Raw genomic sequence first — 22893 nt, 5'->3', positions numbered from 1 at the left:
TAAGTTGTAAATAACTGTATGTTGCGCATGGTTATTCTGGTGTTTGTGCTGTCAGCCATCCTGTCAACTCCCGGCTGACATGTTTTCCAAGAAATTCAATCAAGCGCGGATGGTCGTTGAGGCAGGGGATGTAGCGAAATTCGTGTCCACCTGCCGCCAGGAAGGTTTTTTTGCCTTCCATGGCAATTTCCTCCAGCGTTTCCAGGCAGTCGGCCACGAATCCCGGGCAGATCACATACAGTTTGCCGGTTTTCTGCTGTCCGAGAGCCTGCAGGGTCTTGTCGGTATAAGGCTGTAGCCATTTGGCTGGGCCGAAGCGGGACTGGAATGCGATGGTGTATTGCCCGGTGGCAAGCCCCAACTCCGCCGCAAGCAGCTTTCCCGTTGCAAGACATTGCCGGTAATACGGGTCGCCCCGTTCATGAGTGACTTGTGGTGCACCGTGAAAACTCATCAACAAATGGTCGCCGCGCCCGTGTAGTGACCATTGCTCGCGCACAGTCTGAGCCAAGGCGGCTATATAACCGGGATCGTCATGAAAGTCATGGATCGTGCGCAGGGCCGGCTGGTTTCGCATGCTGGCGAGTATTCGCCCCAACTCATCGACGACGCTGGCCGTAGTGCTGGCCGCGTATTGCGGATAGAGCGGAACCAGCAGGAGCCGGTCGCAACCGGCTTTGACCAGATTGGCGACCCCTTCGGCCATGGACGGTTTCCCGTAGCGCATGGCGAGTTCCAGGCGTACTGGCTCAGCCAGAATTTCGCCCAGCCAGCCCTTGAGCAGTTTTGCCTGCTTCGTGCTCCATATCTGCAAGGGCGAGCCTTCGGGTGCCCAGATCGCGGCATACTTGGCGGCAGATTTTGCGGGTCGGAATCGAAGCACGAAACCGTTCAGGATCAGCCACCACAGCGCGCGCGGCAATTCGACGACGCGCGGGTCCGACAAGAATTCTGAAAGATAGCTCCGGACAGCCTGCGGCGTGGGCGCCTGGGGTGTGCCGAGATTGACGAGCAGAATGCCTATGCGCGGGGGGCAGGTGTCCATGATGAACGCCGTGTCGTTGATCCTGGGATCATTCTACGCGGTTGTTATCTGCGATTCAGTGGAAGATTGCGACTGAATATCACACAAGAAATTGCCCCCGGTTTTGCCGGGGGCAACGAGAACCGTGCAGGCGGTCAGGAACGGGAATCCCGGAATTGGTACCACAGGGTATAGGCCCAGCAAGCCGCGCAGAACGAGAAGGCTGCTTCCATGAAGGAAAACACCAGGAGAACCGATGCCGGGACGATCCACATGCCGCTACCGGAAATCCACAGCAGGGTTGCTACGGTGCTGGCGATGAAGAGCAGCTTGTTGGCGAACATCTTGGCCCCCGCATTTTCCTTATGTCCGGTCTTGCCCAGCTTTTCCAGTATCCGCGCATACAGACGGTGACTGGGACAGCGCATATGACCGACGAATCCCCGTACCAGGCCATGAACGATCAAAAGCGGCAGGAGATAAGGCATGCCAAGCAGCAGTGCCAGCAGGCACACGGTAAACGTTGTCAGGGCATCCAGACGGGCGGCGTTGGACCAGATTGGAGGGACGTCGAAGCGCAGCATGGTGTTTCTCCTTCGTGACAGATCGGGAAGATGAAGTCATTATATGTAAATATATAATGACAAGTCAAGCAGTAGTTCTGGTCCGTCAGTTATTTGACGTTGTTTATACCGCGCGCCGTAGCAGCGGTATTTTCGATACCAGCCAGGCCCCCAGCCCGGAAACGGCAAAGGTGAAGCATGTCAGTAGTGGAATGGCCAAGGCAGGATGCTGGCTGGTGGGGCGGATATTCGCCTGCCAGAGCAGATCCAGAACCAGTGGGTGAATGAGATAGATGCCGAAGCCGAGCGGTGCCAGCTTCGTGGCAAGACGATGTGAGGACAGGCGGCGGCACAGGGCGAAAGCGGCCAGCCCCATCGGGACGGTGGTGATGCTGAAGTAATCGTAGAAATAGGTTCCAAGTTGCAGTTTGTCCTGTTCGGCGAACCAGCCGCAGCCTGCCGCAGTCAGCGCAATGCTAGCCAGCAGCACGGGCCAGGGCCAGCGGGCATCCTGCCGGCCGGTATGCAGCAGATAACCGGCCAGAAAATAGCCGAGATAAGGAACGAACAGGACGCCGGCAAAGGGCGGGGTGTACGGTTGCCCCAGCGAAAACAGTTTGTTGAGTACGGCCAGTAGCAACGATCCGGCGCACAGGAAAACCAGATGTTTGCGATCCAGTACGGCCAGCATGCGCCGCAACAAAGGGGTGAGCAGGTACAGGCCCGGAAGCATGAACAGATACCAGAGGTGGAAGTAAGGCGAGCCGATGGCGGTCTGTTTGATGAGATAGCCCCATTTCAAAGATTCGCCGCGGGCATGCATCCAGTACAGCTCGTAAGCCAGATAGAACAGCGACCAGAAGGCGAGCGGCATCAGAACCCGGGTGAAGCGGTGGCGGTAGAAGGTGCCCCATGAATCACCGAGGACATCGGGCGCGAGCAGCAGCGCGCCGCTCAGCATCACGAACACCGGTACGCACCAGCGCGTGGCCGCGTCGACCGCGTTGGCGATCCACCATTCGCCGGTGCCCAGCAAGTCGGGGTCGGTGACGGCACTGGCGGCTACGTGCAGGGCTACCACGGCGAATGCCGCGATGCAGCGCGTGCCGTCGGCCCAGTCGAGGTGATTTTGGCTGGAAAGGGAGGTGCTCATGCTTGGATGGTGGGTTTACTCACGGGAAGACTGGCATCTTACCGTTACCGGGTTGACCGGTGTTGTCATTCCCTGAGGGATTGCTTGCGAAATGGGAAATTTGCAGACTATCCTGCATGACGAAAATGTCTTGTATTGGGTGTTATTTGTAATGATGACGGCTGTACTGCGTCATTTCAGATGAAGGATGGGATGGCAATATGAACTGGATTGAAAAGAACATTCGCCGCGTGAGTGTGGCCAGGATGGTGCTGGCCGTCGTGGTAATTGCAGTTATCGTCCTCGCGCTGGCGGCCAATGCACGGTATTTCCGAAATTTCTTCAAGGGGCCTTATGCCATAACGCCAGCCGAATTGGCGGCAGCGCCGAGTGCCGACGCCTTGCCCCGTTACTGGGTTAGTCTGAAGGCGGACCAACTTGTCGAAAGCGGTTTTCAGGAAATCACCATCCACAAAAAACGGGGGGTCGAGCGCAGCCGTGAGGTCTCCGCCAATTATTTCGTGGCCGTGATTGGCGACCGCTTGCTGCTGGTCAAGGCGCATCAGGATATGCCGACCGCGGCCTTGAACGGCACCCTGAAACCGATTGCCGGCAAGGCCGATCTGGGATTTTTCAATAGCCCGCAGGTGCAAAAACATCGGGCGCGCTTTTATCCGATGATGCTGGATACCGAAAACTTCAAAAGCAATGGCGAATTCGGTTTGGCCGTGGCAGCCCTGCTGGGAATCGGTGCATTGGTTTATGGGCTGATTGCCTTGCGGCGTTTCCGTGATCCGGCGCAACATCCGGTGATGAAGCGTGTGGCCGAATGGGCCGATTCGGTCGAGATGAGCAAATTGCTGGAAAAGGAAGCGACCGAAAGGAATGGGCTCAAATTTGGCGGACACCTGTTTACCGCCAATTTTGTAGTGCGGGAAGGCATGCTGAATTTCGATGTCCAGCGGCTGGATGAAACGCTCTGGACCTACAAGCATGTCCTTCAGAAGAAAATCTATTACATCATTCCGGCAGGCAAGACCTTCTCGGTTTGTCTCAACTGGATGGGGGCAAGTTGGCAGATCAGCGGCAAGGAAGCGAATATCGATTCCGTGCTTCAGTATCTGGCTGAACGTTATCCCTGGATGCTCTGCGGCTATTCGGACGAGTTGGCCTCGGCCTACAAGAAAAACCGGGGGGAGGTCGCTGGCGTGGTTTTCAACCGGAGAAAAGAAGCGCTGGCCGGCGTCAATGCGTAGCTGAATTGATACACGTCCAACCCCAAGAAACCTTGTTTCTTGGGGTTTAGGGAAATCCTTGATAACGGGGTTCTTTTCTTGCCCTCAAAATCTGCTTCGCTTGAATTCAAGGATGCCTGAACATGATGTCGCTGCCCCATCCCCTTTCCCAGCACAAGATTTCGCTGATCGGCGCGCCGTCCGACGCGGGTGCAGGTTCGCGCGGCTCGTCGATGGGGCCGGAGGCGCTGCGTGTGGCGGGCATCGAGCCTGCCCTGTTGAACCACGGTCTGGATGTCGAGGATCGCGGCAATCTCAGCGGTCCGCATAATCCGTGGGACGAATCGAGCGGGGGATACCGGCATCTGGACGAGGTCACGGCCTGGTGCCGGGTAGCGCACGATGCCGTGTACGAAACGCTCAAGCGGCGGCGCATGCCGATCCTCATGGGCGGCGACCATTCGTTGTCGATGGGTTCGATCAGCGCCGTGGCGCGCCATTGCCGCGAGTACGGCAAGAAATTGCGCGTGCTCTGGCTCGATGCCCATGCCGATTTCAATACCTGCGACATCACGCCCAGCGGCAACCTGCACGGTATGCCGGTGGCTGTTCTCTGCGGTTTCGGACCGGCCGAGCTGATCGAACTCGGCGGCGTCATGCCAGCAACCCCGCCTTCGGTTTACCGGCTGATTGGCGTGCGTAGCGTCGATCCGGGCGAGAAGCATTTCGTGCACAAGACCGATCTGGACGTTTTCGACATGCGCTACATCGACGAAAACGGCATGCATGCGACGATGGAGCGCGCGCTGGCGGGCGTGGATGCCGATACGCACCTGCATGTGAGTTTCGATGCCGACTTCATCGACCCGCTGATCGCGCCGGGCGTGGGTACGCCGGTTCCCGGCGGGCCGACCTACCGCGAAGCGCAACTGTGCATGGAAATGATCGCCGATACCGGGCGCCTGGGTTCTCTCGACATCATGGAGCTCAATCCCGCGCAGGACGTGCGCAACCAGAGCGCAGCGCTGGCGGTCGATTTGCTGGAAAGCCTGTTCGGCAAGTCAACGCTGATGCGCAAGCGGCTATAATCCGCCATCGCTGAATCAAAATTTCTTTCCATGTCTGACCTCTATATCGGCCTGATGACGGGCACCAGCCTCGACGGCATCGACGCCGCATTGGTGGATTTTTCCGCCGGGCGCCCGCATTTGGTCGATGCGTTGTGCGCTCCGCTGCCCGAGGCGCTGCGCGCCCAATTGCTGGCGCTGCAATCCGCCGGCCATGACGAGCTGCATCACGCTGCCCTCGCGGCCAATGCGCATAGCCGGGCCTGTGCGGCGGCCATCCGGCAATTGCTGGAACGGGCGGCCTGCAGGGCGCAGGAGGTCAGGGCGATAGGCAACCACGGCCAGACGATCCGCCATCGCCCCGAGCTGGGATATACCCTGCAGATCGGCAATCATGCGTTGCTTGCCGAGTTGACCGGGATCGATGTCGTGGGCGATTTCCGCAGCCGGGATGTGGCGGCGAACGGGCAGGGCGCGCCGCTGGTGCCGGCGTTTCACGATGCACTGTTTTCCCGCGAGGGCGAGACGCGCGTGCTGGTCAATGTCGGCGGCATCGCCAACCTGACAGTCTTGCCCGAACAGGGCAATGTGACGGGCTGGGATTGCGGCCCCGGCAACGTTCTGATGGATGCCTGGATTCAGCAGCATCTCGGACGCAGCTACGACGCCGACGGCGCATGGGCGGCGACGGGGTGTGTACTCCCTGAGCTGTTGCAAGCGCTGCTCGCCGAGCCCTGGTTTGCCTTGCCCGCGCCCAAAAGCACCGGGCGCGACCTTTTCCATGCCGGCTGGCTGGCGGCGCATCTGACCGGTAGACGGGATCGTCCCGAAGACGTACAGGCCACGCTCTGCGCATTGACGGCGCAAACGATTGCCGACGCGGTGCACAGCCAGAATCCGGCCGCGCTCTATCTGTGCGGCGGCGGCGCACACAATGCCGAGCTGCGCCGGATGCTGTCCTGCGAATTGCCGCAAACGCGCATCACGACGACAGCCGAGCTCGGAGTTGATCCCGACTGGGTGGAAGCCTATGCCTTTGCCTGGCTGGCGCGCGCCTGCCTGCTGCGCCAGCCGGCCAACCTGCCCGCCGTGACCGGTGCGCAGGGTTTGCGCGTGCTCGGGGCGATCTACCCAAAATGATCCAGCCAGCAGAAGTCGTGTTGTCGTCCGACGGCATTCCGTTTTCCGCTGTTTTTGACGATGTCTACCACACGGCTGATGGCGGGTTAGGACAGGCGTTGCACGTGTTCCTGGCGGGCAACGGGTTGCCGCAACGCTGGCAGGGCCGCGACGCTTTTACGATTCTCGAAACCGGCTTCGGCTTGGGGCTCAATTTTCTTGTGACCTGGCAGGCTTGGCGCTGCGATCCGTTGCGCAGCCGTCGCCTGCATTTCATTTCGGTGGAGAAATTCCCTTTCCTGCCTCAAGATCTGCAGCGTTTGCATGCCGCCTGGCCGCAGTTTTCCAGTTTGTCTGCCGATCTCGTCAAGGCATGGCCGCCGCTGTCGGGTGGCCGCCACGATCTGTTCCTCGACGAAGGCAGTGTGCAGCTCACCTTGTTGTTGGGCGATGCGCGAGAGCAGTTCCCGTTGCTTGAAGCGCAAGCCGATGCCGTCTACCTGGACGGCTTCGCGCCTTCCAAAAATCCGGACATGTGGTCTCTGCCGATTTTCGAGCAACTGTACCGGCTTGCGGTGCCCGGGTGCACACTGGCGACCTGGTCCGTGGCAGGCATGGTGCGCAACGGGCTGAAGCAGGCGGGCTTTGCTGTGTGTAAGACGCAGGGCTTTGGCGGAAAGCGGCAGATGTTGAAGGGCTATCGCGAAAAATCTTGACAAACAGTTGCTTCCGGAAGCGGGGAGTACAGTTAACAGTTGCCTGCGACTGTTAGCCGGAATATTCAAACTGTTTGCGTCTTATTGACTTGCCCTGCTTGCGAGAGAATGGCATCACCTCAAACAGGGGATGAACATCATGGACAAGACGATTATGCAATCCAGCCCGGCCGTGCAGCTTACCGAGCAGCAAGGTGCGGTTGTAGTGTGCGAACAAGGCCAACTCTGGTTGACCGATAACGGCGACGACGTATTTCTGGAACATGGTCAGAGCTACCGCATCCAGGCCGATGAACCCGTTGTCATCGAATCCTTGCGTGGCAACAGCGTGTTCCACGTCGAGAACATGCACCAGCACGATTATTCGGGCTGGGGCAAAAAACTGGCCAAGGCTTTGCACAACATGATGCACGGTCCGTCCATGTGACCCTTCCGATTTCCTGTCTCGGCGGCGTCCCCGCTGATACCGCTGTTTCGCCGGGGCTTGCCCCGGCTTTTTTCATTTTGTACCCTGAAAAAGAGCCCAACCAACATTCTAATTTTGCCATGCAGATACCCGTTTACCAGATCGATGCCTTTGCCAGCCGGGTTTTTTCCGGAAACCCGGCTGCTGTTTGCCTTCTGGGTGAATGGTTGCCTGATTTGCAGATGCAGCGCATCGCGGCGGAAAACAACCTTTCCGAAACGGTTTTTGTGGTGCCGCGAGGCGATGAATTCGAGTTGCGCTGGTTTTCTCCGCGCATGGAAATTGACCTGTGCGGACATGCCACATTGGCTGCGGCCCATGTGCTTTTCCTGGAAAGAATGGTTTACGGGGATACGGCGGTCTTTCATTTTGCCGGTGGCAGATTACAGGTCACCCGTCGCCCCGATGGCAAGCTGGCGATGCGCTTTCCCTGTCATGCTGCACAAGTTTGCGAGAGGCCGCCCTTTCTCGAAGCTGCGTTGGGCGTGGATGCCTGCGAGATTTTAGCGAGTCGTGATTACCTTGTTGTGCTGCGCGACGAGGAACAGGTAGCGTCATTGCGTCCCAACATGGCGCTGCTGGGCGAGATCCGTAATTGTCTGGGGGTGATCGTGACCGCGCCGGGGCGCTCGGTGGATTTCGTCTCGCGCTTTTTTGCTCCCAATGCCGGCATTCCCGAAGACCCGGTCACCGGCTCGGCGCACTGCACACTGATTCCCTACTGGGCGAAACGCCTGGGAAAAAACAGCATGCAGGCACGCCAGCTTTCCGAGCGCGGCGGAGAGATCGAATGCGAACAGCTTGAAGACGGCGTGCTGATCTGCGGGCATGCCGTGCTGTTCATGAAAGGCGAAATTTTTCTCTGACCTCGTTGCGTTCAGCAACCGTAAATCATTTCCGAAGCCAGTTGCCCCAAACGCTGGATCGCGCGTTCGTGGCGCATGGTCCACGGTTCCACGCAGCAGATGCGCAGGCAGTTGCGGTAGCTGTGGCTCGGCGAGAACAGCGGTCCCGGCGTAAAGCTGATGCCATCGGCCAGCGCGCGTTGCAATAATTGCAGTGTATCCACGGCCGTGTTGAGTTCCACCCAGAGTACATAGCCGCCTTGCGGTACATGCAGGCGGCTGTCCGACGGGAAAAAGCGCTGGATGGCTGAAACCGCGCTGGTGACCTGATCGGCGCAAGCCTTGCGCAGTCGGCGCAAGTGGTGGTCGTAGCCGCCGCTTTCCAGAAATTTGGCAATGGCGCGCTGCAGCGGCGGGGAGGTTGAATAGGTGTTGATGAACTTGAGGTCTTCGAGCTTGCTCTGAAAGCGCCCGGTCGTGACCCAGCCCACGCGGAAACTCGGTGCCACGACCTTGGTGAAGGAGCCGATCTGCATTACGTTGCCGTTGCGGTCGAAGGCCTTGGCCGGACGCGGACGGTCGCCGTGGTAGCAGAATTCGCCGTAGATATCGTCCTCGATCAGCGGGATATTGCGTTCGGCCAGCAGTTCAACCAGACGACGCTTGTTGTCGTCAGGCATCAGGCTGCCGAGCGGGTTGGAGAAATTGGGCAGCAATACGCAAGCCTTGACGTCGCCGCTGCGGGTGGCGAGCTCTAACGCTTCGATGGAAATGCCGGTTTGCGGATGCGTCGGGATTTCCAGCGCCTTGAGGCGGAAGCTTTCCAGAATCTGCAGCAAACCGAAATACGCCGGCGATTCGAGCGCCACGATGTCGCCGGGCTGGGTCACGGCGCGCAGGCAGAGATTGAGCGCTTCCATGCCGCCATGCGTGATCAGCACTTCCTCGGCATCGACATGCCCACCCCATGCCAACGAACGCCGTGCGATCTGGCGGCGCAGTTCCAGATCGCCCTGCGGCTTGCCATAGTCGGAAATCAGCTCCGGCTCGTGGCGCGTGACTTGCGCCAGGATGCGCTGCAATTGCGCGTTGGGATAGAGCTTGGGCGAGAGAATGGCCAAGCCAAAGTCGACCTTGATGTCGTGCAGGCGTGCGAGTTCTGCAGGCTGCAGCAGCGGGTCGATGACCACTTCGGAGGGTTTTTGCGGTGGCTGGGTCAGCTCCGGCATGGCAAAGCCGCGCTGGGCGCGGACATAGAAGCCGGATTGCGGGCGCGCCTCGATGTAACCCCGGTCTTCCAGCTCGCGATAAGCTTCCATCACCGTGGTCAGGCTGACCTGGCGTTGCGAAGACAGTTTGCGGATGGAGGGCAGCTTTTCGCCGGTTTGCAGCACGCCGGAGGAAATGGCTTGCGCCAGCTCTTCAGCCAACTGGTAGTAAAGCGTACAGGTCTTCCGACTGGAGTCGGTGATGGGAGAGGCAAGGTCGGTCATAGTCGCTCGCAGGTTATGAAACCACTATAAACCACGATAGGTGAGGATAACAGTTACAGCGAAGATGCGTTTTTTTGGGCAAGTGTTATGGTTTTGTCTTGGCCGAAGTGCTGGCTGCGGCTGGTGGACTTGCCGGAGAAGATGAAGCAACGGAGGGCCTGCGCTTGTCGAGAATCTGGAAAAACACCTCTTCCTGCTTGATCATGCCCAATTCGTTGCGGGCACGTTCTTCAATGGCATCCGTTCCTGTCTTGAGGTCGCGCACTTCAGCGTCGAGCGCATCGTTGCGTTCCTGCAGTCTGAGATTCTGGGCCTTGCGTTCGGCTACCTGCTGATCAAGCTGCCAGACGCGCAGCCAGCCGCCCTTGCCCACCCAGAGGGGCCATTGCAGGGCGGCAATCAGCACGGCGAGAAAGACAGCAAGCAAACGCATGAATGACGTATTCCGAAAGGGTGATGAACGCCGAAATCGGGCTCCGGTTCGCGATGTTACACCATTCGGGGTTTTGTCATGTATCGCTCATCAGTAAAATGAGGGAAATAGCGGCGCTGGCGGCTTGCCCTTTACCCCTCAAACGGCTTACTCTCGCCGCTCGATTTCAAACCGATTTTTGCCCGATGCCTGCATTCGCCGACCAAATCACGCACCTGAAAACACGCTTGCACCGCTATGCCCACGAGTATTACGTACTGGATGCGCCGAGCGTGCCGGATGCCGAATACGACCGGTTGTTCGCCGAGCTGCAGGCACTGGAACAGTCTCATCCGGAACTGCTGACGCCCGATTCGCCCACGCAACGCGTGGGCGGCAAGCCACTGCCTGAGTTTACCCAGGTCACGCACAAGGTGCCGATGCTCTCGCTCAACAACGCCTTCGAGGATGAGGACATCGCGGCATTTGACCGACGCGTATGCGAAGGGCTTGGCGTGGATGAAGTGGCCTACGATGCGGGGCCGAAGTTCGATGGTCTGGCGATCTCCCTGACCTATGCCGAAGGCGTGCTGGTACAGGCCGCAACGCGCGGCGACGGAGCGACCGGCGAAGATGTTACGCAAAACGTGCGCACCATTCGCGCTGTTCCGTTGCGGCTGGTTGGCGCACAAATCCCGCAATTGCTCGAGGTGCGCGGCGAAGTGCTGATGCTCAAAAAAGACTTCGAGCGCCTGAACGAAGAGCAGGCGGCGCGCGGCCAGAAGACTTTCGCCAACCCGCGCAATGCGGCGGCTGGCAGCCTGCGCCAGCTCGATTCGCGCATCACGGCCGCGCGCCGTTTGGCTTTCTTCGCCTATGGCGTCGCGCAATGCGAAGGCTTGGAATTGCCGGGCACGCAATCGGAAATCATGGATCTGCTGGCGAATCTGGGGTTCCCCGTTTGCCATGAGCGCGCTTGTGTGTCCGGCCCCCAAGGGCTGCTCGACTACTATCGCCGCATTGGCGAAAAACGCCCGCAACTGCCGTACGACATCGACGGCGTGGTGTACAAGGTCGACAGCCTGGCGCAGCAGGAAGAGCTTGGTTTCGTTTCGCGTGCACCGCGCTGGGCCATCGCGCACAAATACCCGGCGCAGGAAGAATTGACGCTTGTCGAGGCAATCGACATCCAGGTAGGGCGCACCGGCGCGTTGACGCCGGTCGCACGCCTCAAGCCGGTATTCGTGGGCGGCGTGACGGTAACCAATGCCACGCTGCACAACGAGGATGAGGTGCGGCGCAAGGACGTGCGTGTCGGCGATACCGTGATCGTGCGCCGTGCCGGTGACGTGATTCCGGAGGTGGTCGGTGTGGTGCTGGAAAAGCGTCCGATGCGCGAATCGCCTGGGGCCGATCTGTTCTCGCTGGCGCACGAGCCGGTGAATCCGCCATTCGAAATGCCGAAAACCTGCCCGGTGTGCGGCTCGCACGCGGTCAAGGGCGAAGACGAGGCAGTGACACGGTGTACGGGGGGGCTGTATTGCGCCGCGCAGCGCAAGCAGGCGCTGTGGCACTTTGCCAGCCGCCGGGCGCTGGATGTCGAAGGCTTGGGAGACAAGCTGATTGAACAACTGGTCGACGCCGGACTGGTGCAAACGCCGGCTGACCTCTACCGGCTCACACTCGAACAACTGGCGAATCTGGAACGCATGGGCGAGAAATCGGCACAGAACCTGTTGGCCGGCATCGAAGCCAGCAAGAATACGACCCTGCCACGCTTCATCTATGCACTGGGTATCCGCAATGTGGGTGAGGCCACGGCACGCGATCTGGCACAGCACTTTGGCTCGCTCGACGAACTCATGCGGCCGCAGCCGGAAGAGGCCGCATTACAAAAACAGGACGAGGCCCGTCGCCTGGATCTCTTGATGCAGGTGCCCGATGTCGGCCCGGTCGTGGCCCGGTCGATTGTCGATTTTTTTGCCGAGGCACATAACCGCGACGTAGTGCAGGCTCTGGTGGCAGCCGGTGTTCACTGGCCGGCGATCGAGGTCAACCTCGCGAAAGAAGGCCCGCTCACAGGCAAGACTTTCGTGCTGACCGGCACGCTGCCTACGCTTTCGCGCGACGATGCCAAGGCGCTGATTGAGGCTGCGGGGGGTAAGGTGGCGGGTAGCGTATCGAAAAAAACCAGCGTCGTCGTGGCTGGAGCGGAGGCTGGAAGCAAGCTGAGCAAGGCCGAGGAGTTGGGAGTGACGGTCTGGTCGGAGGACGATTTGCGTGCGGCGCTGGGACGATAAGGACCAGACTGATCCGTTCCGAAAGCCTAGCCGGCTTGCTTGTTTCCCGGTAGTTCGGGCTTGCGATGGACAGGGATGTCCACCGTGAAAATACTCCCTTCGCCTGGCTTGTTGATCGCAGTGACGTTGCCGCCGATGAGGCGAGCCAGTCCCTTTGCCAGTGGCAGGGCAATGTCTTCAGGGGGCTGATTCGCGTCGGCAGGCTTGTTACGACGAAGCCCTTGCTGCAAATCGGCGTTGTTTACCCCAAGCCCGGAGTCTGCAATATCCACGAACAATCTCCCGCCATAACCGCCTGTGCTGTAAGCATGGATGTTGACCCGTTTGCTGATCGAGCGGTCTATCACGTGATGAGTCAGTCGAGAGAGGATTTTCCGCACCTTCTCTCCATCGGTTTCGCACGATCCTGGCAGCGATTCCGGGGAATCAAACAGCAGAACCACATTTTTTTCGTTGGCAAATTCCCGTGCTTGCCTGATGACGTCATCAAGCAGGCTTTGCAAGTCGGTGTCGTTGTTTCTGACCCTGAGGCGCCCAAGGTTGAGCAGCGCAAAATCAAGCGTGTCGTCGATGACCGCGTGAAGCCGTCCAAGCATCGACAATGCTTTTTCGTTCGGGGACTGGGCCAGCAAATCTTTAAGACTGTTCAATGGCTGGCGGATGCGTTCTTGTGCTTCCTCCAGAAGATGGGCCTGCCGCATGGAAATGACCGAGTGTCCGCTCAGGGTTTTTTCCGTTTGCTTGAGATGCTGACGATAATTTTTTTCCGCATGCGACTGGTTCCAGGACGCATGGAACAACGCAACCATGACAATGATTCCCAGCAAAATCAGCAGTCCGCAAAGAATCAGGATCGAGTTTTCCACCTGGTTTGCCAGCATTCTGCTTTGCGCAGCAGCTTCTCCAGACAGGCGGGTCGCAGCGATGGTAAGCGCTGTCATTTTTTCCTGCAGGAGATCGACCTTGTTGCGCAGAACAAGCAGATCGGCAACGCTGTATTTTTCCGTGCCACTCCTGGCAAGAAAGGCGGAGTCTTTGCCGAGTGCTTCGATTTCCACAAAGGGACTTGAATCGCGGGTGAGTTGGCTGTTGTTGTTGTCCGTACCGGCTGATATGGCTGCGTTCAGGCGTTCAAGCAGCAGTGAGCGGCGCATCTGCAGCGTATTGATCTCTTCCTGTTTGGCCTGGAGAAGGACTGCCCGATCCAGTTGATGGTTGAATCGATGAAATTCGGCGATCAACTGGCTGTACTGCCAAGCCACGGTAGCCGTTTCATGGCCCGGGGGCGATTGTTTTTCTTTCTGGATTGAAAGATACAGTTCTGCGGCGAATACAAGAACGGCGGCAAACAACACTGCGATTAATGCGAAAACCGGGCTGCGCTTGATGAGTAGCTGCGTCATTGTTTATTCAGTCGGTGTGTGTCTATCCGAGGAGTAACCAAGAATCATATCAACAATTTGTGTATGAATGATTTTTTTCTGACAATTTTTTTGTTTTTGAGTAATTTTGACATTTAAATGAGTCAGAAAAATTAGAGCGTTGCCTGTGTTGCGGGCAAGAAAAATCGTTTGCCTGTGAATGGTGCGGCAGGTGAGACCGTAGATCGTGCGATTTTCGGCAACGTCAGGTCGAGGCTGTTAGAATTCCGCTTCGCAAACCATTTTCTGGAGTCGTGCCATCAAACCCGTGACTTTGCCCGCCGAATTTGCCACACGTTGTTCCGTTGTGAACAGCCGCATTGTCTTGAGTGAAGCCAAGATAGTGGACGGCAAGCCGGACGAATATGTGTTTCGCTTCTGTTCCAATCTGGATAATTGTTACCACCGGGCCGATTTCATCGGCGCCATTCCGGAATGCCGTCTTCATGTGCCCATGCGAAAGACGGGCGAACCTTCCGGAAATTCCTGCTCATGAGCGAGCTTGAGTCTTCGCCGTTTCGCTTCTGCCCCCACTGCGGGGTAGAGGGGGGCGAATTCCTGCATGCTCGAGAGTTCTGTTGTCCGGTATGCGGTTTCCGATATTTTCACAACGTGGCCACGGCCGCCGGCATCATCGCGAAGCGGGCCGGCAAGTACCTGTTCGTGGTGCGGGCGGCAGATCCGGCCAAGGGCAAGCTGGGCTTGCCTGGCGGGTTTGTCGATCCGGGGGAGCGCGTAGAAGATGCATTGCGCCGTGAAGTGCGAGAAGAAACCGGGGGCGAGATCGGTGCGCCGAGTTTTTTGGCGTCTTTTCCCAACCTCTATGGCTTCGATTCCGTGTACTACCATACCTGCGATCTTTATTTCACGGCTGAATTGTTGACGGCGGATGAAGAGTTGCGCCCCCATGCCAGCGAGGTGGAGCGTTTGGTGTGGCTGGCCCCCGAGGAAGTCAATCCGGACGATCTTGCATTTCAGTCGCTGAAGGCGGCTTGGGCGTTGATTTTGTTGGGGCTGAAGGAGCGCGGGGAGGGTAGCGCTCAATCCAGTTCGGCCGCGTAACGAACCCGGTTACGCCCCTGTTTCTTTGCCATATAAAGCGCTTTGTCGGCTGCTTCCAGCAGCATCGAGGCAATTTGCCCTTCTCTGGGAGTGCCTCCAGCCACGCCGATGCTGACCGTTATGCAGCCTTCCATGCTGGTGGAGTGAGGGCGGTTCGCCGATAGAACCCGGGCGCGGATCTGTTCGGCGATGATGCCGGCGTCTTCCGGTGTCGTATCGGGCAGTACCAGCACGAATTCCTCGCCGCCGAAACGGGCGACAAAATCCAGAGGGCGGTGCGCAAAGGATTCAAGCAGGGCCGCCAGCCAGCGCAGGCACTCATCGCCTGCAGCATGTCCGTAGGTATCGTTGTAACGCTTGAAATAGTCAGCATCCACAAACAGCACCGAAATCGGGCGATGACGGCGCATGGCGTGGCGCCAGAAACGGTTCAGGTTGTCATCCAGCATGCGCCTGTTGTAAATACCGGTCAGGCCATCCCGCGAAGCTTCCTTTGCCAGTTTGCGGTTGGCGCTTGCCAGACGCTGGTGGTTGATCTTTTGCTGGGTTTTCAGGGCGTAGGTGATCCGGCTGTCCTGTTCCATGCGCCGCATTGCAGTCAGGCAGATCAGAAGCACTATGCCAGAAGGCAGGAGCGCGTTGAGCGCCGGCGCGATCCCACGTTCCAGCGAGAAGATTACGCTGAATGCATATATGGCGAACAGAACCAGTGTCGTGGGCAGCGCCACCCAGAAATGCGGGCGGATCAGCAGGTTTGTTGCAAGAATGAGCAACAGCCACTGGAAATAGAGGTGCTGGGGGTGTTCGGGGGGAGCCAGATATCCGATGCCGGCCAAACCGACTGCGACGATAACCAGTGCAGCGGAAACAGCAAAGTTTCGCCAAGCAGCCATCCAGTGTCTGGGCAAAATCAACAGGATGAGGCAAAGCAGCGGCGTTACCCCCAGAAAACGGATTGTCCAAGCATCGGGATAACTGCCTGGCAGGAAATGGCAGTCCGCCAAAGCCAAGAAATCAAACAGTATCAAGCTGATCCAGCCTACGCGCTGAAAACGTCTCAGACGGTACGGGCTGCGCAGGTCTTCATAACGTTGCTCGATTTCTGCAGGGAAACGCATCCAGAACGACGGGCAGGCGAGATACTGCCGCAACTGGTCCTCCAGTTGGGTCAGTTCATCCCGAGCATGAGGGAGGCCGTTTTCCGACATCGCCTGTTTTGCCTGTGTTGCATTGCAAACCAGGTATCTTAAACCTAAAAATCTCAGTTGACCGCTTGTTTTTCTTCGATGCCGCAGATGAATGCCAGGTTTGACTGGCTTTTGCTTCTTTGCCTTTCGGTCGCGTCTAACCGATGTTTTCTGGTTAAAGGGAAAGTATCTTGATGGGCCCCGCCGTGGCAGAATTATTCATCAATTGTGCACACACTAAAGTTCTATGACCATTCACTACCGCATTGCTGCACATTCTCCGCAGGCACACCTTTTCAAGGTGGTTGTTTCTGTCAGCCAGCCTGATCCGGCTGGGCAGGTTTTCTGGTTGCCGAGCTGGATTCCCGGCAGTTATCTGATTCGCGAATTTGCCCGTCACGTCGTTTCCGTCAGCGCCATATCGAATGGACAGCCCGTCAAGATCGAAAAGAGCGGCAAGATGCACTGGAAAGTTGCGCCCACCCATGCCCCGCTTGAATTGACGCTGCTGGTTTATGCCTATGATCTGTCGGTGCGCGGGGCCTATCTTGACCAGTCTCGGGGATTTTTCAACGGAACCGGCGTGTTTCCTGCCGTGGCAGGACAGGAGTACGCTGCGTGTGAACTCACTGTCGAACGACCGTCAGGCAAGGAATTTAGCCGCTGGGGAATCGCCACCTCGTTGCCGCATGCCGAGACGCAGGACGGGGGCGGCTGGCTCTGCCTGGCGCGCAATTACGACGATTTGATCGATCACCCCGTCGAGATTGGGTGTTTCGCCCGCGTACAGTTCAGGGCTTGCGGTGTTCCGCATGAAATCGTGATTTCGGGCCGGCACGATGCCGACCTGAAGCGGCTGAAAAAAGACATCAAGGCCATCTGCGAAGCGCAGATCCGCTTCTTCGGCGAACCGGCACCGTTCGAGCGCTACCTCTTTCTGACGCTGGCGGTCAGAGAAGGCTACGGCGGGCTGGAACATCGTGCATCCACGGCGCTGATCTGCTCGCGCAACGACCTGCCGCTGGCGCACGAAACCGGAACCAAGCCGGGTTACCGACAGTTCCTGGGCTTGGTTAGCCACGAGTATTTCCATGCCTGGAACGTCAAGCGCATCAAGCCGGCGGCATTCGCGCCCTATGTGCTGGAGCAGGAGGCCCATACGCGTCTGCTCTGGGCCTTCGAAGGCATTACTTCCTATTACGACGATCTGATGTTGCTGCGTGCCGGCCTGATCAGCGAGCAGGAATACCTGGACCAGATTGCTCAGGCCATGACCAGTGTGCAGCGCACGCCCGGCAGGCTGATCCAGTCCCTCGAAGATGCAAGTCTCGATGCCTGGATCAAGCATTACCGCCCGGATGAAAACAGCCCGAATTCACAGATCAGCTATTACGTGAAAGGCGCGCTTGCTGCTTTGTGTCTGGACCTGACGATTCGCCGGCAAACGGCGGGATGCAAGAGCCTCGACGATGTGATGAGGGCGCTTTGGCAGCGTTTTGGCCTGAATTTCGACGAGCATGGCAAAGGAATCGATGAGCGGGAATGGGAGTCGCTGGCGCAGGAAGTAACGGGACTCGATCTTTCCGGTTTCTTCGACAACGCCTTGCGTTCGACGAACGAATTGCCGTTGGTTGAACTCTTGGCGCAATTCGGAATTGAAAGCCAGTTGCGTGTTGCGTCGGGAGCGTCGGACAAGGGGGGCTGGCAGGATTCGCCGGCCAAGCCTTCGAATTCGTTGGGCATCAGAACGGCCACGGACAACGGCCTGCTCAAGCTGACGCATGTTCTGGCAGGGGGCGCAGCCCAATCGGCCGGCCTGTCGGCAAACGATTTTCTGCTGGCCATCGATGGCTTGCGTGTTACCGCGAGCAATCTGGAGACCCTGCTGGCTGGAAAACCTGCGGGCGAAAGACGGCAAATCGTGGCTTTTCGGCGTGATGAACTGATGTATTTCGATGTCCATCCCCAAGTCGCCGAGGCGGATACATGGGGGTTGCGTATCAAGGATGGCGAAGCGGCGTGCAATCACGTCCGCGCGGCATGGCTATCCGGAGAATGACGCTCCGGGCCAAATCGAACCTATAATGACGGCAATCTTTGAGGAGAGTTTCATCATGAAAAGAACCGCTGTTCTTCTGTTTGCGTTGACTGTTTCCGGAGTCGCTGCGGCTGCGGTCTACAAATGGACCGATGCGGATGGCAAGGTGCATTATTCGAACATGCCGCCACCAACAGGAACCAAGGTCAAGCAGCCTCCGGCACAACTGAAGGGTGGGACGGTTTCCTCGATTGCCGGCCCCAAACCGGTTCAGGCAGAAGAGAAGAAAAACGGCGCCGCGGTACCCGCATCAGCCCCGGCCGCTCAGCCTCCGTCCGAGAAAGATCCTCAAGCTTGCGCGCAGGCCCGAGCCCGCAAGACGTTTCTGGAGTCCGGTCAGTTGACCAAGTCGGTCAACGAGAAGGGCGAAGTCGAATTCATGGGGACGGAAAAACGCCAAGCCGAGCTGGCGGAGGCCGAAAAAGCCATCGAACGTTTCTGCCCCTGATTTTTCCGTACAACTTGGGCAGCGGTCATGCTTCTTGCATGCCGCTGCCTTTTTTCATGGGCTTGCCTTCCGCCGCACGCTGTTTGCGAACCTCTTTCGGATCGGCGATCAGGGGGCGATAAATCTCCACGCGGTCCTTATCGCGCAGTGCAGTATCGAGTTTGCATGCCTTGGAGTAGATGCCGATCTTGTTCACGGCCAGATCGATTTCCGGGAATTCGGCGAGAATGCCGGATTTGCGAATCGCTTCTTCCACCGTACTTCCTGCCGGCAGTTTCACGGCAATCGTTTTTTGCTGGTCCTGTTTGGCGTAGGCAACTTCAACGTGAATGGCTTGTTCGGTCATTTCTTTATTCTCCGTGGCGGCGCTCGGCCTCTTCGATGAATGCATCAACGAACGCGCTGGTTATGCGGTCAAAAACCGGGCCAATCAGGGCTTCGAGAGTCCTGCTGGCAAAGGCGTAATCGAGTTCGAACTCCACCTTGCAGGCATCCTCGGAAAGCGGGATGAAGCGCCAGAAACCATCCATGTGCTTGAAAGGTCCGTCGGCGAGACGCATCTCGATGCGCTCGTGCGGGAAGCGGTTGTCTCGGGTACGGAAATGCGCCTGCACCTTGAGAAAACGGATATGCAAAGTGGCATCCAGTACGGTTTCGCTGCGTTCGTGTACTTCTACACCACCACACCATGGCAAAAAACGGGGGTAATCTTCAACCCGATCAACCAAGTTGAACATTTGTTCGGCGGAGTAGGGGGCCAGCATGGACTTGCGGATGCAATGCATGATCGAAGCAGCGTAAAATGGCCGGCTGCAACGCCTGACCTTATTGGACGAAAATGACCGATCATCCTACCGCCCCGCCTGACGTGACGCAACCCGAAAACTTCCGCCTGCCCCCGCATTCGGTGGAGGCCGAGCAATCCGTGCTGGGCGGGCTGCTGCTCGACAATCCGTCCTTCGACAAGATCGCCGACGTGATCGGTGCCAGTGATTTTTACCGGGATGACCACCGGCGCATTTTCAATACGATCTGCAACCTGATCGAGCACAACCGTCCGGCAGACGTCATCACGGTCGCCGAGGCGCTCGATTCCACCAACGAACTGGCCTATGTCGGCGGTCTCGCCTATCTGGGCTCGCTGGCGCAAAACACGCCTTCCGCAGCCAACATTCGCCGCTATGCGGAAATCGTGCGCGAGAAATCGGTGATGCGTCAGTTGGCCAGCGTGGCGACGGATATTGCCGATGGTGCATACAACCCGAACGGCCGCGAGGCACGCGACCTGCTGGATGAGGCAGAAACCAAGGTCTTCCAGATCGCAGAGCAATCCGCGCGCGGGCAAAAGGGCTTTATCGCCATGCCGCCAATCCTCAAGGAAATCGTGGCGCGCATCGATCATCTCTATCAGCAGGAGGATCAGGGTGATGTGACGGGTATTGCGACAGGATTCATCGACCTTGATCGCATGACTTCGGGCTTGCAGAAAGGCGATCTCATCATCGTGGCGGGACGCCCGTCGATGGGTAAAACGGCCTTCTCGATCAACATTGCCGAACACGTGGCCATCGAGGGCAAACTTCCAGTCGCCGTCTTCTCGATGGAAATGGGGGCGGCGCAGCTCGGCATGCGGATGGTGGGGTCGGTCGGCAAGATCGACATGCACAAGCTCAAGACCGGCCGTTTCGAGGACGAGGACTGGACTCGCCTGACCCATGCCGTGAGCCGCCTTTCCGAAGCGCCGATCTTCATCGAGGAAACCGGCGCGCTGACGGCGATGGACATCCGTACCAAGTCCCGCCGGCTGGCGCGCCAATGCGGCGGGCAGCTTGGCTTGATCGTGATCGACTACATGCAGCTCATGGCCGGTCGCGCCGGCGCGCGCGACCAGAACCGTGCCACGGAGCTCGGTGAGATTTCCCGTTCGCTCAAGGGCTTGGCCAAGGAACTTCAAGTGCCGATCATCGCCCTGTCGCAATTGTCGCGTTCGGTCGAACAGCGTACCGACAAGCGCCCGATGATGTCCGACTTGCGCGAATCCGGCGCCATCGAACAGGATGCCGACTTGATCATGTTCATGTACCGCGACGAATACTATAACCCGGACAGTGCGTTCAAAGGCTTGGCCGAATGCATCGTCGGCAAACACCGTAACGGCCCGACCGGCAAGGTGCCGCTGGTTTTCCAGGGGCAATTCTCGCGTTTCGACAACGCCCTGATGCGTCCGGAAGGCTGGTCTTCCGATCTGGAGTCGTGATGCAACGCACCTCCCCCGGAATCGTTGCCATCAGTCAGGTGGTGGTGGCCGCCTCCGTTGATTTTCCACGTCCGGAACGGTTGGTGGATGGCAACCCAAAACGGACAACGTGGGAGCATTTCATCAACGCTTCCGGCGAGATGTCCTGCGGAATCTGGGCCTGTGAAAAAGGCGCATGGCGCATCCGGTTTGAGGGCAACAAGGACGAATTTTTCTGCGTGATAGAGGGACGGGTGCGGCTGCTGGATGAATCCGGAGCGGCTGTCGAAGTGGGGCCGGGTGAAGCCGCAGTTATCCCGGCGGGGTTTTGCGGTGTGTTCGAGGTTATGGTGCCGGTGCGCAAGTATTTCGTGGTCGTGGAACGAAAATCACCGCTGTAATTTATCCGGGCTGTTGTTGGCCAGCGCAGTCATCACCATGCGCCAGCCGGTTTCTGCTTCCGGCCCGCAGATGTTGAAGATCGACGAAAGCAGTTTGTGCTGACTGGCAGATAGCTGAGCTTCCAGCGCCATGCCTTCCTCGGTCAGGTTCAGACATTTCACTCGCCGATCCTGTTCCGATGCCACCGATATCACCAGCCCCCGCTCCTGCAATTCGCGAAGCGGAGCGTTGAGTGCTTGTTTGCTCACGCACAGCCGGGAAAGCAGCTTGTTGACGGAAAGGCCGGGGTCGCGCGCCACGAAATAAAGGATGCGGTGATGGACTCGCGCCAGTTTTCTCTCCGCGAGAATCTCGTCCGGCAGGGCCGTGAAGGCACGGTAGCCGTAAAACAGTAGTTCCAGCGCGGAATTGAGTCGGGCTTCGTTTTTCTTGCTCATGGTTGACATGATACCAGAATGCTGTGACCATAAAGGTCAATGTATTTGACCAATGGTGCATCATGCAGGCAACAAGAATCGAACGACTGACCTCCTCCCTGGTTCGCGACATCCTGGCCGTGGCCACCAGGCCCGGCATGATTTCCTTTGCCGGTGGCCTGCCCGCGGAAGAGGGGCTTTTCCGTCCGCAGGATGCCGGCATCGACCTCAATGCGTTCCCGGACAATCTCTGGCAGTACGGCATGAGCGAGGGCGAACCGGCGTTGCGCGAGTGGGTGGCGCAGCGGGCAAGCGGCATGGGGCTCGAATGCAGCCCCGAGCAGGTGCTGATCCTGAGCGGTTCGCAGCAGGGCATCGATCTCGTCGCCAAGCTGCTGGTCGACGAAAGCACGGATATTCTCGTCGAATCGCCGGCCTATCTGGCTGCGTTGCAGGTGTTTCGCCTGTTCGGTGCACGGATGCACGACATCAGGCAGGATGAAGAAGGCGCCATGCCATCTGCGCTGGCCGCGGCGCCGCAAGCACGCTTTGCCTATTTCACGCCGACCTTCCAGAACCCGACCGGCCGTTGCGCAACGCCCGAGCGCCGGGCCGAACTGGCGGGGCTGTGCGATCGGCGAGGATTGACGGTCTTCGAGGACGACCCTTATCGCGACCTGAGTTTCGACGCGCCGCCGCCCGCGCCTCTGGTTTCGCATCTGGCAAAAAGCCGCTGGATTTACCAGGGGTCATTTTCCAAAACGCTTTCTCCGGGGCTTCGGTTGGGTTATCTGGTGGCGCACCCCGATCTGATCACGCCTCTGGTGCGCCTGAAACAGGCCGCCGACCTGCATACCAACCGTCTGAGCCAGTTCATCGTTCTGCTAGCCCTGCAGCAGGGGCTGGTAGAGCGTCATGTTGCGAGCAACCTGCCGCTTTACCGCGAGCGGCGCGATGCCATGCATGCCGTGTTGCAAGAGAAGCTTGCGGGCGAAGCGAGCTGGGTCAAGCCATCGGGCGGGCTGTTTTTCTGGCTTCAGCTACAGCGCAAAATCGACGGAATGGCCTTGCTGCAAGAGGCACTGGAACGCGGGCTTGCCTTCATGCCGGGCGATCCGTTCTTTGCCGGGCAGCCAGAATATCCCGCGCTGCGCCTCAATTTCAGCCATTCGACTCCGGAAGAAATCCGGCGGGGTGTGGCGATATTGGCCGAGTTGCTCGGCCGTTAAAAACAATTTTTGCAACGAAAGT

Annotated in this window: 24 protein-coding genes; 13 read left to right on the top strand and 11 right to left on the bottom strand. The window is 58.4% G+C overall.

Going from position 1 to position 22893, the window contains the following annotated elements:
- Positions 1 to 31: 31 nt before the first annotated feature.
- The 3 genes from hemH to BMZ36_RS06120 form a co-directional block, all read right to left on the bottom strand.
- A complete protein-coding gene (gene hemH, locus BMZ36_RS06130; protein WP_091192795.1) occupies positions 32 to 1045 on the bottom strand; it encodes a ferrochelatase in 1014 nt (337 codons plus the stop codon).
- Positions 1046 to 1179: 134 nt separating this feature from the next.
- Positions 1180 to 1608, bottom strand: a complete 429-nt coding sequence (locus BMZ36_RS06125; protein WP_091192793.1) for a DUF4395 family protein — start codon at positions 1606 to 1608, stop codon at positions 1180 to 1182.
- A gap of 103 nt (positions 1609 to 1711) precedes the next feature.
- Positions 1712 to 2740: an acyltransferase gene (locus tag BMZ36_RS06120; protein WP_091192791.1), complete on the bottom strand. Its 1029-nt coding sequence runs from the start codon at positions 2738 to 2740 to the stop codon at positions 1712 to 1714.
- A gap of 200 nt (positions 2741 to 2940) precedes the next feature.
- On the opposite strand from BMZ36_RS06120, the gene BMZ36_RS06115 reads away from it, so the two are divergent.
- The 6 genes from BMZ36_RS06115 (at position 2941) to BMZ36_RS06090 (ending at position 8188) form a co-directional block, all read left to right on the top strand.
- Entirely contained in the window at positions 2941 to 3975 is a 1035-nt protein-coding gene (locus BMZ36_RS06115) for a DUF6709 family protein (protein WP_091192789.1), read from the top strand.
- 122 nt (positions 3976 to 4097) lie between these two features.
- Positions 4098 to 5042 (top strand): arginase, encoded by a 945-nt coding sequence (gene rocF / locus BMZ36_RS06110; protein WP_218142644.1) that lies wholly within the window; start codon positions 4098 to 4100, stop codon positions 5040 to 5042.
- Between the two features lie 30 nt (positions 5043 to 5072).
- Positions 5073 to 6161: an anhydro-N-acetylmuramic acid kinase gene (locus tag BMZ36_RS06105; RefSeq protein ID WP_091192785.1), complete on the top strand. Its 1089-nt coding sequence runs from the start codon at positions 5073 to 5075 to the stop codon at positions 6159 to 6161.
- Positions 6158 to 6856, top strand: a complete 699-nt coding sequence (mnmC2, locus tag BMZ36_RS06100) for a tRNA (5-methylaminomethyl-2-thiouridine)(34)-methyltransferase MnmC2 (protein ID WP_091192783.1) — start codon at positions 6158 to 6160, stop codon at positions 6854 to 6856. The genes BMZ36_RS06105 and mnmC2 overlap by 4 nt, the downstream gene beginning before the upstream one ends.
- Before the next feature lie 139 nt (positions 6857 to 6995).
- Entirely contained in the window at positions 6996 to 7283 is a 288-nt protein-coding gene (locus BMZ36_RS06095; protein ID WP_177187802.1) for a DUF2917 domain-containing protein, read from the top strand.
- A gap of 119 nt (positions 7284 to 7402) precedes the next feature.
- Positions 7403 to 8188: a PhzF family phenazine biosynthesis protein gene (locus BMZ36_RS06090; protein WP_091193072.1), complete on the top strand. Its 786-nt coding sequence runs from the start codon at positions 7403 to 7405 to the stop codon at positions 8186 to 8188.
- An 11-nt stretch (positions 8189 to 8199) separates the two neighbouring features.
- Here BMZ36_RS06090 and BMZ36_RS06085 read toward each other — a convergent pair whose 3' ends face one another.
- A complete protein-coding gene (locus tag BMZ36_RS06085; protein WP_091192775.1) occupies positions 8200 to 9660 on the bottom strand; it encodes an aminotransferase-like domain-containing protein in 1461 nt (486 codons plus the stop codon).
- A gap of 85 nt (positions 9661 to 9745) precedes the next feature.
- Positions 9746 to 10093, bottom strand: coding sequence for a cell division protein FtsB (ftsB, locus tag BMZ36_RS06080; protein ID WP_091192767.1), 348 nt, complete (start codon positions 10091 to 10093; stop codon positions 9746 to 9748).
- Positions 10094 to 10278: 185 nt separating this feature from the next.
- On the opposite strand from ftsB, the gene ligA reads away from it, so the two are divergent.
- Positions 10279 to 12372, top strand: coding sequence for an NAD-dependent DNA ligase LigA (gene ligA / locus BMZ36_RS06075; RefSeq protein ID WP_091192764.1), 2094 nt, complete (start codon positions 10279 to 10281; stop codon positions 12370 to 12372).
- Between the two features lie 26 nt (positions 12373 to 12398).
- Here ligA and BMZ36_RS06070 read toward each other — a convergent pair whose 3' ends face one another.
- Together BMZ36_RS06070 and BMZ36_RS14275 are read right to left on the bottom strand one after the other, a co-directional pair.
- On the bottom strand, positions 12399 to 13775 hold the full coding sequence (locus BMZ36_RS06070) for a sensor histidine kinase (protein ID WP_091192761.1): 1377 nt from the start codon (positions 13773 to 13775) through the stop codon (positions 12399 to 12401).
- A gap of 223 nt (positions 13776 to 13998) precedes the next feature.
- Entirely contained in the window at positions 13999 to 14241 is a 243-nt protein-coding gene (locus tag BMZ36_RS14275; protein ID WP_143085983.1) for a hypothetical protein, read from the bottom strand.
- Between the two features lie 44 nt (positions 14242 to 14285).
- On the opposite strand from BMZ36_RS14275, the gene BMZ36_RS06060 reads away from it, so the two are divergent.
- Positions 14286 to 14855, top strand: coding sequence for an NUDIX hydrolase (locus BMZ36_RS06060; protein ID WP_091192755.1), 570 nt, complete (start codon positions 14286 to 14288; stop codon positions 14853 to 14855).
- On the opposite strand, the gene BMZ36_RS06055 is transcribed toward BMZ36_RS06060, so the two are convergent.
- Complete coding sequence (locus tag BMZ36_RS06055; protein WP_091192753.1) at positions 14834 to 16063, bottom strand: GGDEF domain-containing protein; 1230 nt, start codon at positions 16061 to 16063, stop codon at positions 14834 to 14836. The two genes, BMZ36_RS06060 and BMZ36_RS06055, sit on opposite strands and share 22 nt — an antisense overlap.
- Before the next feature lie 226 nt (positions 16064 to 16289).
- Between BMZ36_RS06055 and BMZ36_RS06050 the strand changes: the two genes are divergently transcribed.
- Positions 16290 to 18101 carry a M61 family metallopeptidase gene (locus tag BMZ36_RS06050; protein ID WP_091192751.1) on the top strand — a complete coding sequence of 604 codons (1812 nt, stop codon included), beginning with the start codon at positions 16290 to 16292 and terminating at the stop codon, positions 18099 to 18101.
- Between the two features lie 55 nt (positions 18102 to 18156).
- Positions 18157 to 18588, top strand: coding sequence for a DUF4124 domain-containing protein (locus tag BMZ36_RS06045; protein WP_177187801.1), 432 nt, complete (start codon positions 18157 to 18159; stop codon positions 18586 to 18588).
- Positions 18589 to 18613: 25 nt separating this feature from the next.
- Here the strand turns inward: BMZ36_RS06045 and BMZ36_RS06040 are convergent, their stop codons facing one another.
- Both BMZ36_RS06040 and BMZ36_RS06035 read right to left on the bottom strand, forming a co-directional pair.
- Entirely contained in the window at positions 18614 to 18934 is a 321-nt protein-coding gene (locus BMZ36_RS06040; RefSeq protein WP_091192748.1) for an RnfH family protein, read from the bottom strand.
- 4 nt (positions 18935 to 18938) lie between these two features.
- Positions 18939 to 19373 carry a type II toxin-antitoxin system RatA family toxin gene (locus BMZ36_RS06035; RefSeq protein ID WP_091192745.1) on the bottom strand — a complete coding sequence of 145 codons (435 nt, stop codon included), beginning with the start codon at positions 19371 to 19373 and terminating at the stop codon, positions 18939 to 18941.
- A gap of 53 nt (positions 19374 to 19426) precedes the next feature.
- Between BMZ36_RS06035 and dnaB the strand changes: the two genes are divergently transcribed.
- Together dnaB and BMZ36_RS06025 are read left to right on the top strand one after the other, a co-directional pair.
- Complete coding sequence (gene dnaB, locus BMZ36_RS06030; protein ID WP_091192742.1) at positions 19427 to 20845, top strand: replicative DNA helicase; 1419 nt, start codon at positions 19427 to 19429, stop codon at positions 20843 to 20845.
- On the top strand, positions 20845 to 21225 hold the full coding sequence (locus BMZ36_RS06025) for a cupin domain-containing protein (protein WP_091192740.1): 381 nt from the start codon (positions 20845 to 20847) through the stop codon (positions 21223 to 21225). Before dnaB ends, BMZ36_RS06025 begins: the two co-directional genes overlap by 1 nt.
- Here the strand turns inward: BMZ36_RS06025 and BMZ36_RS06020 are convergent.
- Entirely contained in the window at positions 21214 to 21672 is a 459-nt protein-coding gene (locus BMZ36_RS06020) for a MarR family winged helix-turn-helix transcriptional regulator (RefSeq protein WP_245747795.1), read from the bottom strand. The genes BMZ36_RS06025 and BMZ36_RS06020 overlap by 12 nt on opposite strands.
- 53 nt (positions 21673 to 21725) lie before the next feature.
- On the opposite strand from BMZ36_RS06020, the gene BMZ36_RS06015 reads away from it, so the two are divergent.
- The gene (locus BMZ36_RS06015; protein WP_091192734.1) at positions 21726 to 22871 is read left to right on the top strand and encodes an aminotransferase-like domain-containing protein; all 1146 of its coding nucleotides are present in this window, start codon (positions 21726 to 21728) and stop codon (positions 22869 to 22871) included.
- The last annotated feature ends 22 nt before the right edge of the window (positions 22872 to 22893 follow it).

Origin of the sequence: Formivibrio citricus, from assembly GCF_900115065.1 — a bacterium.
GTDB lineage: Bacteria > Pseudomonadota > Gammaproteobacteria > Burkholderiales > Chitinibacteraceae > Formivibrio > Formivibrio citricus.
This window is presented reverse-complemented; position numbering and strand designations above follow the sequence as displayed.

Bases quoted from the DNA above. Each gene is read 5' to 3' on its own strand.
- BMZ36_RS06035 (WP_091192745.1), bottom strand. From the start codon at position 19,373: ATGCATTGCATCCGCAAGTCCATGCTGGCCCCCTACTCCGCCGAACAA.
- BMZ36_RS06015 (WP_091192734.1), top strand. From the start codon at position 21,726: ATGCAGGCAACAAGAATCGAACGACTGACCTCCTCCCTGGTTCGCGAC.
- BMZ36_RS06025 (WP_091192740.1), top strand. From the start codon at position 20,845: ATGCAACGCACCTCCCCCGGAATCGTTGCCATCAGTCAGGTGGTGGTG.
- BMZ36_RS06055 (WP_091192753.1), bottom strand. From the start codon at position 16,063: ATGTCGGAAAACGGCCTCCCTCATGCTCGGGATGAACTGACCCAACTG.
- BMZ36_RS06095 (WP_177187802.1), top strand. From the start codon at position 6,996: ATGGACAAGACGATTATGCAATCCAGCCCGGCCGTGCAGCTTACCGAG.
- BMZ36_RS06120 (WP_091192791.1), bottom strand. From the start codon at position 2,740: ATGAGCACCTCCCTTTCCAGCCAAAATCACCTCGACTGGGCCGACGGC.
- ftsB (WP_091192767.1), bottom strand. From the start codon at position 10,093: ATGCGTTTGCTTGCTGTCTTTCTCGCCGTGCTGATTGCCGCCCTGCAA.
- BMZ36_RS06060 (WP_091192755.1), top strand. From the start codon at position 14,286: ATGAGCGAGCTTGAGTCTTCGCCGTTTCGCTTCTGCCCCCACTGCGGG.
- BMZ36_RS06020 (WP_245747795.1), bottom strand. From the start codon at position 21,672: ATGTCAACCATGAGCAAGAAAAACGAAGCCCGACTCAATTCCGCGCTG.
- ligA (WP_091192764.1), top strand. From the start codon at position 10,279: ATGCCTGCATTCGCCGACCAAATCACGCACCTGAAAACACGCTTGCAC.
- BMZ36_RS14275 (WP_143085983.1), bottom strand. From the start codon at position 14,241: ATGAAGACGGCATTCCGGAATGGCGCCGATGAAATCGGCCCGGTGGTA.
- BMZ36_RS06040 (WP_091192748.1), bottom strand. From the start codon at position 18,934: ATGACCGAACAAGCCATTCACGTTGAAGTTGCCTACGCCAAACAGGAC.
- BMZ36_RS06085 (WP_091192775.1), bottom strand. From the start codon at position 9,660: ATGACCGACCTTGCCTCTCCCATCACCGACTCCAGTCGGAAGACCTGT.
- BMZ36_RS06105 (WP_091192785.1), top strand. From the start codon at position 5,073: ATGTCTGACCTCTATATCGGCCTGATGACGGGCACCAGCCTCGACGGC.
- hemH (WP_091192795.1), bottom strand. From the start codon at position 1,045: ATGGACACCTGCCCCCCGCGCATAGGCATTCTGCTCGTCAATCTCGGC.
- mnmC2 (WP_091192783.1), top strand. From the start codon at position 6,158: ATGATCCAGCCAGCAGAAGTCGTGTTGTCGTCCGACGGCATTCCGTTT.
- BMZ36_RS06070 (WP_091192761.1), bottom strand. From the start codon at position 13,775: ATGACGCAGCTACTCATCAAGCGCAGCCCGGTTTTCGCATTAATCGCA.
- BMZ36_RS06045 (WP_177187801.1), top strand. From the start codon at position 18,157: ATGAAAAGAACCGCTGTTCTTCTGTTTGCGTTGACTGTTTCCGGAGTC.
- BMZ36_RS06090 (WP_091193072.1), top strand. From the start codon at position 7,403: ATGCAGATACCCGTTTACCAGATCGATGCCTTTGCCAGCCGGGTTTTT.
- BMZ36_RS06115 (WP_091192789.1), top strand. From the start codon at position 2,941: ATGAACTGGATTGAAAAGAACATTCGCCGCGTGAGTGTGGCCAGGATG.
- BMZ36_RS06050 (WP_091192751.1), top strand. From the start codon at position 16,290: ATGACCATTCACTACCGCATTGCTGCACATTCTCCGCAGGCACACCTT.
- BMZ36_RS06125 (WP_091192793.1), bottom strand. From the start codon at position 1,608: ATGCTGCGCTTCGACGTCCCTCCAATCTGGTCCAACGCCGCCCGTCTG.
- rocF (WP_218142644.1), top strand. From the start codon at position 4,098: ATGATGTCGCTGCCCCATCCCCTTTCCCAGCACAAGATTTCGCTGATC.
- dnaB (WP_091192742.1), top strand. From the start codon at position 19,427: ATGACCGATCATCCTACCGCCCCGCCTGACGTGACGCAACCCGAAAAC.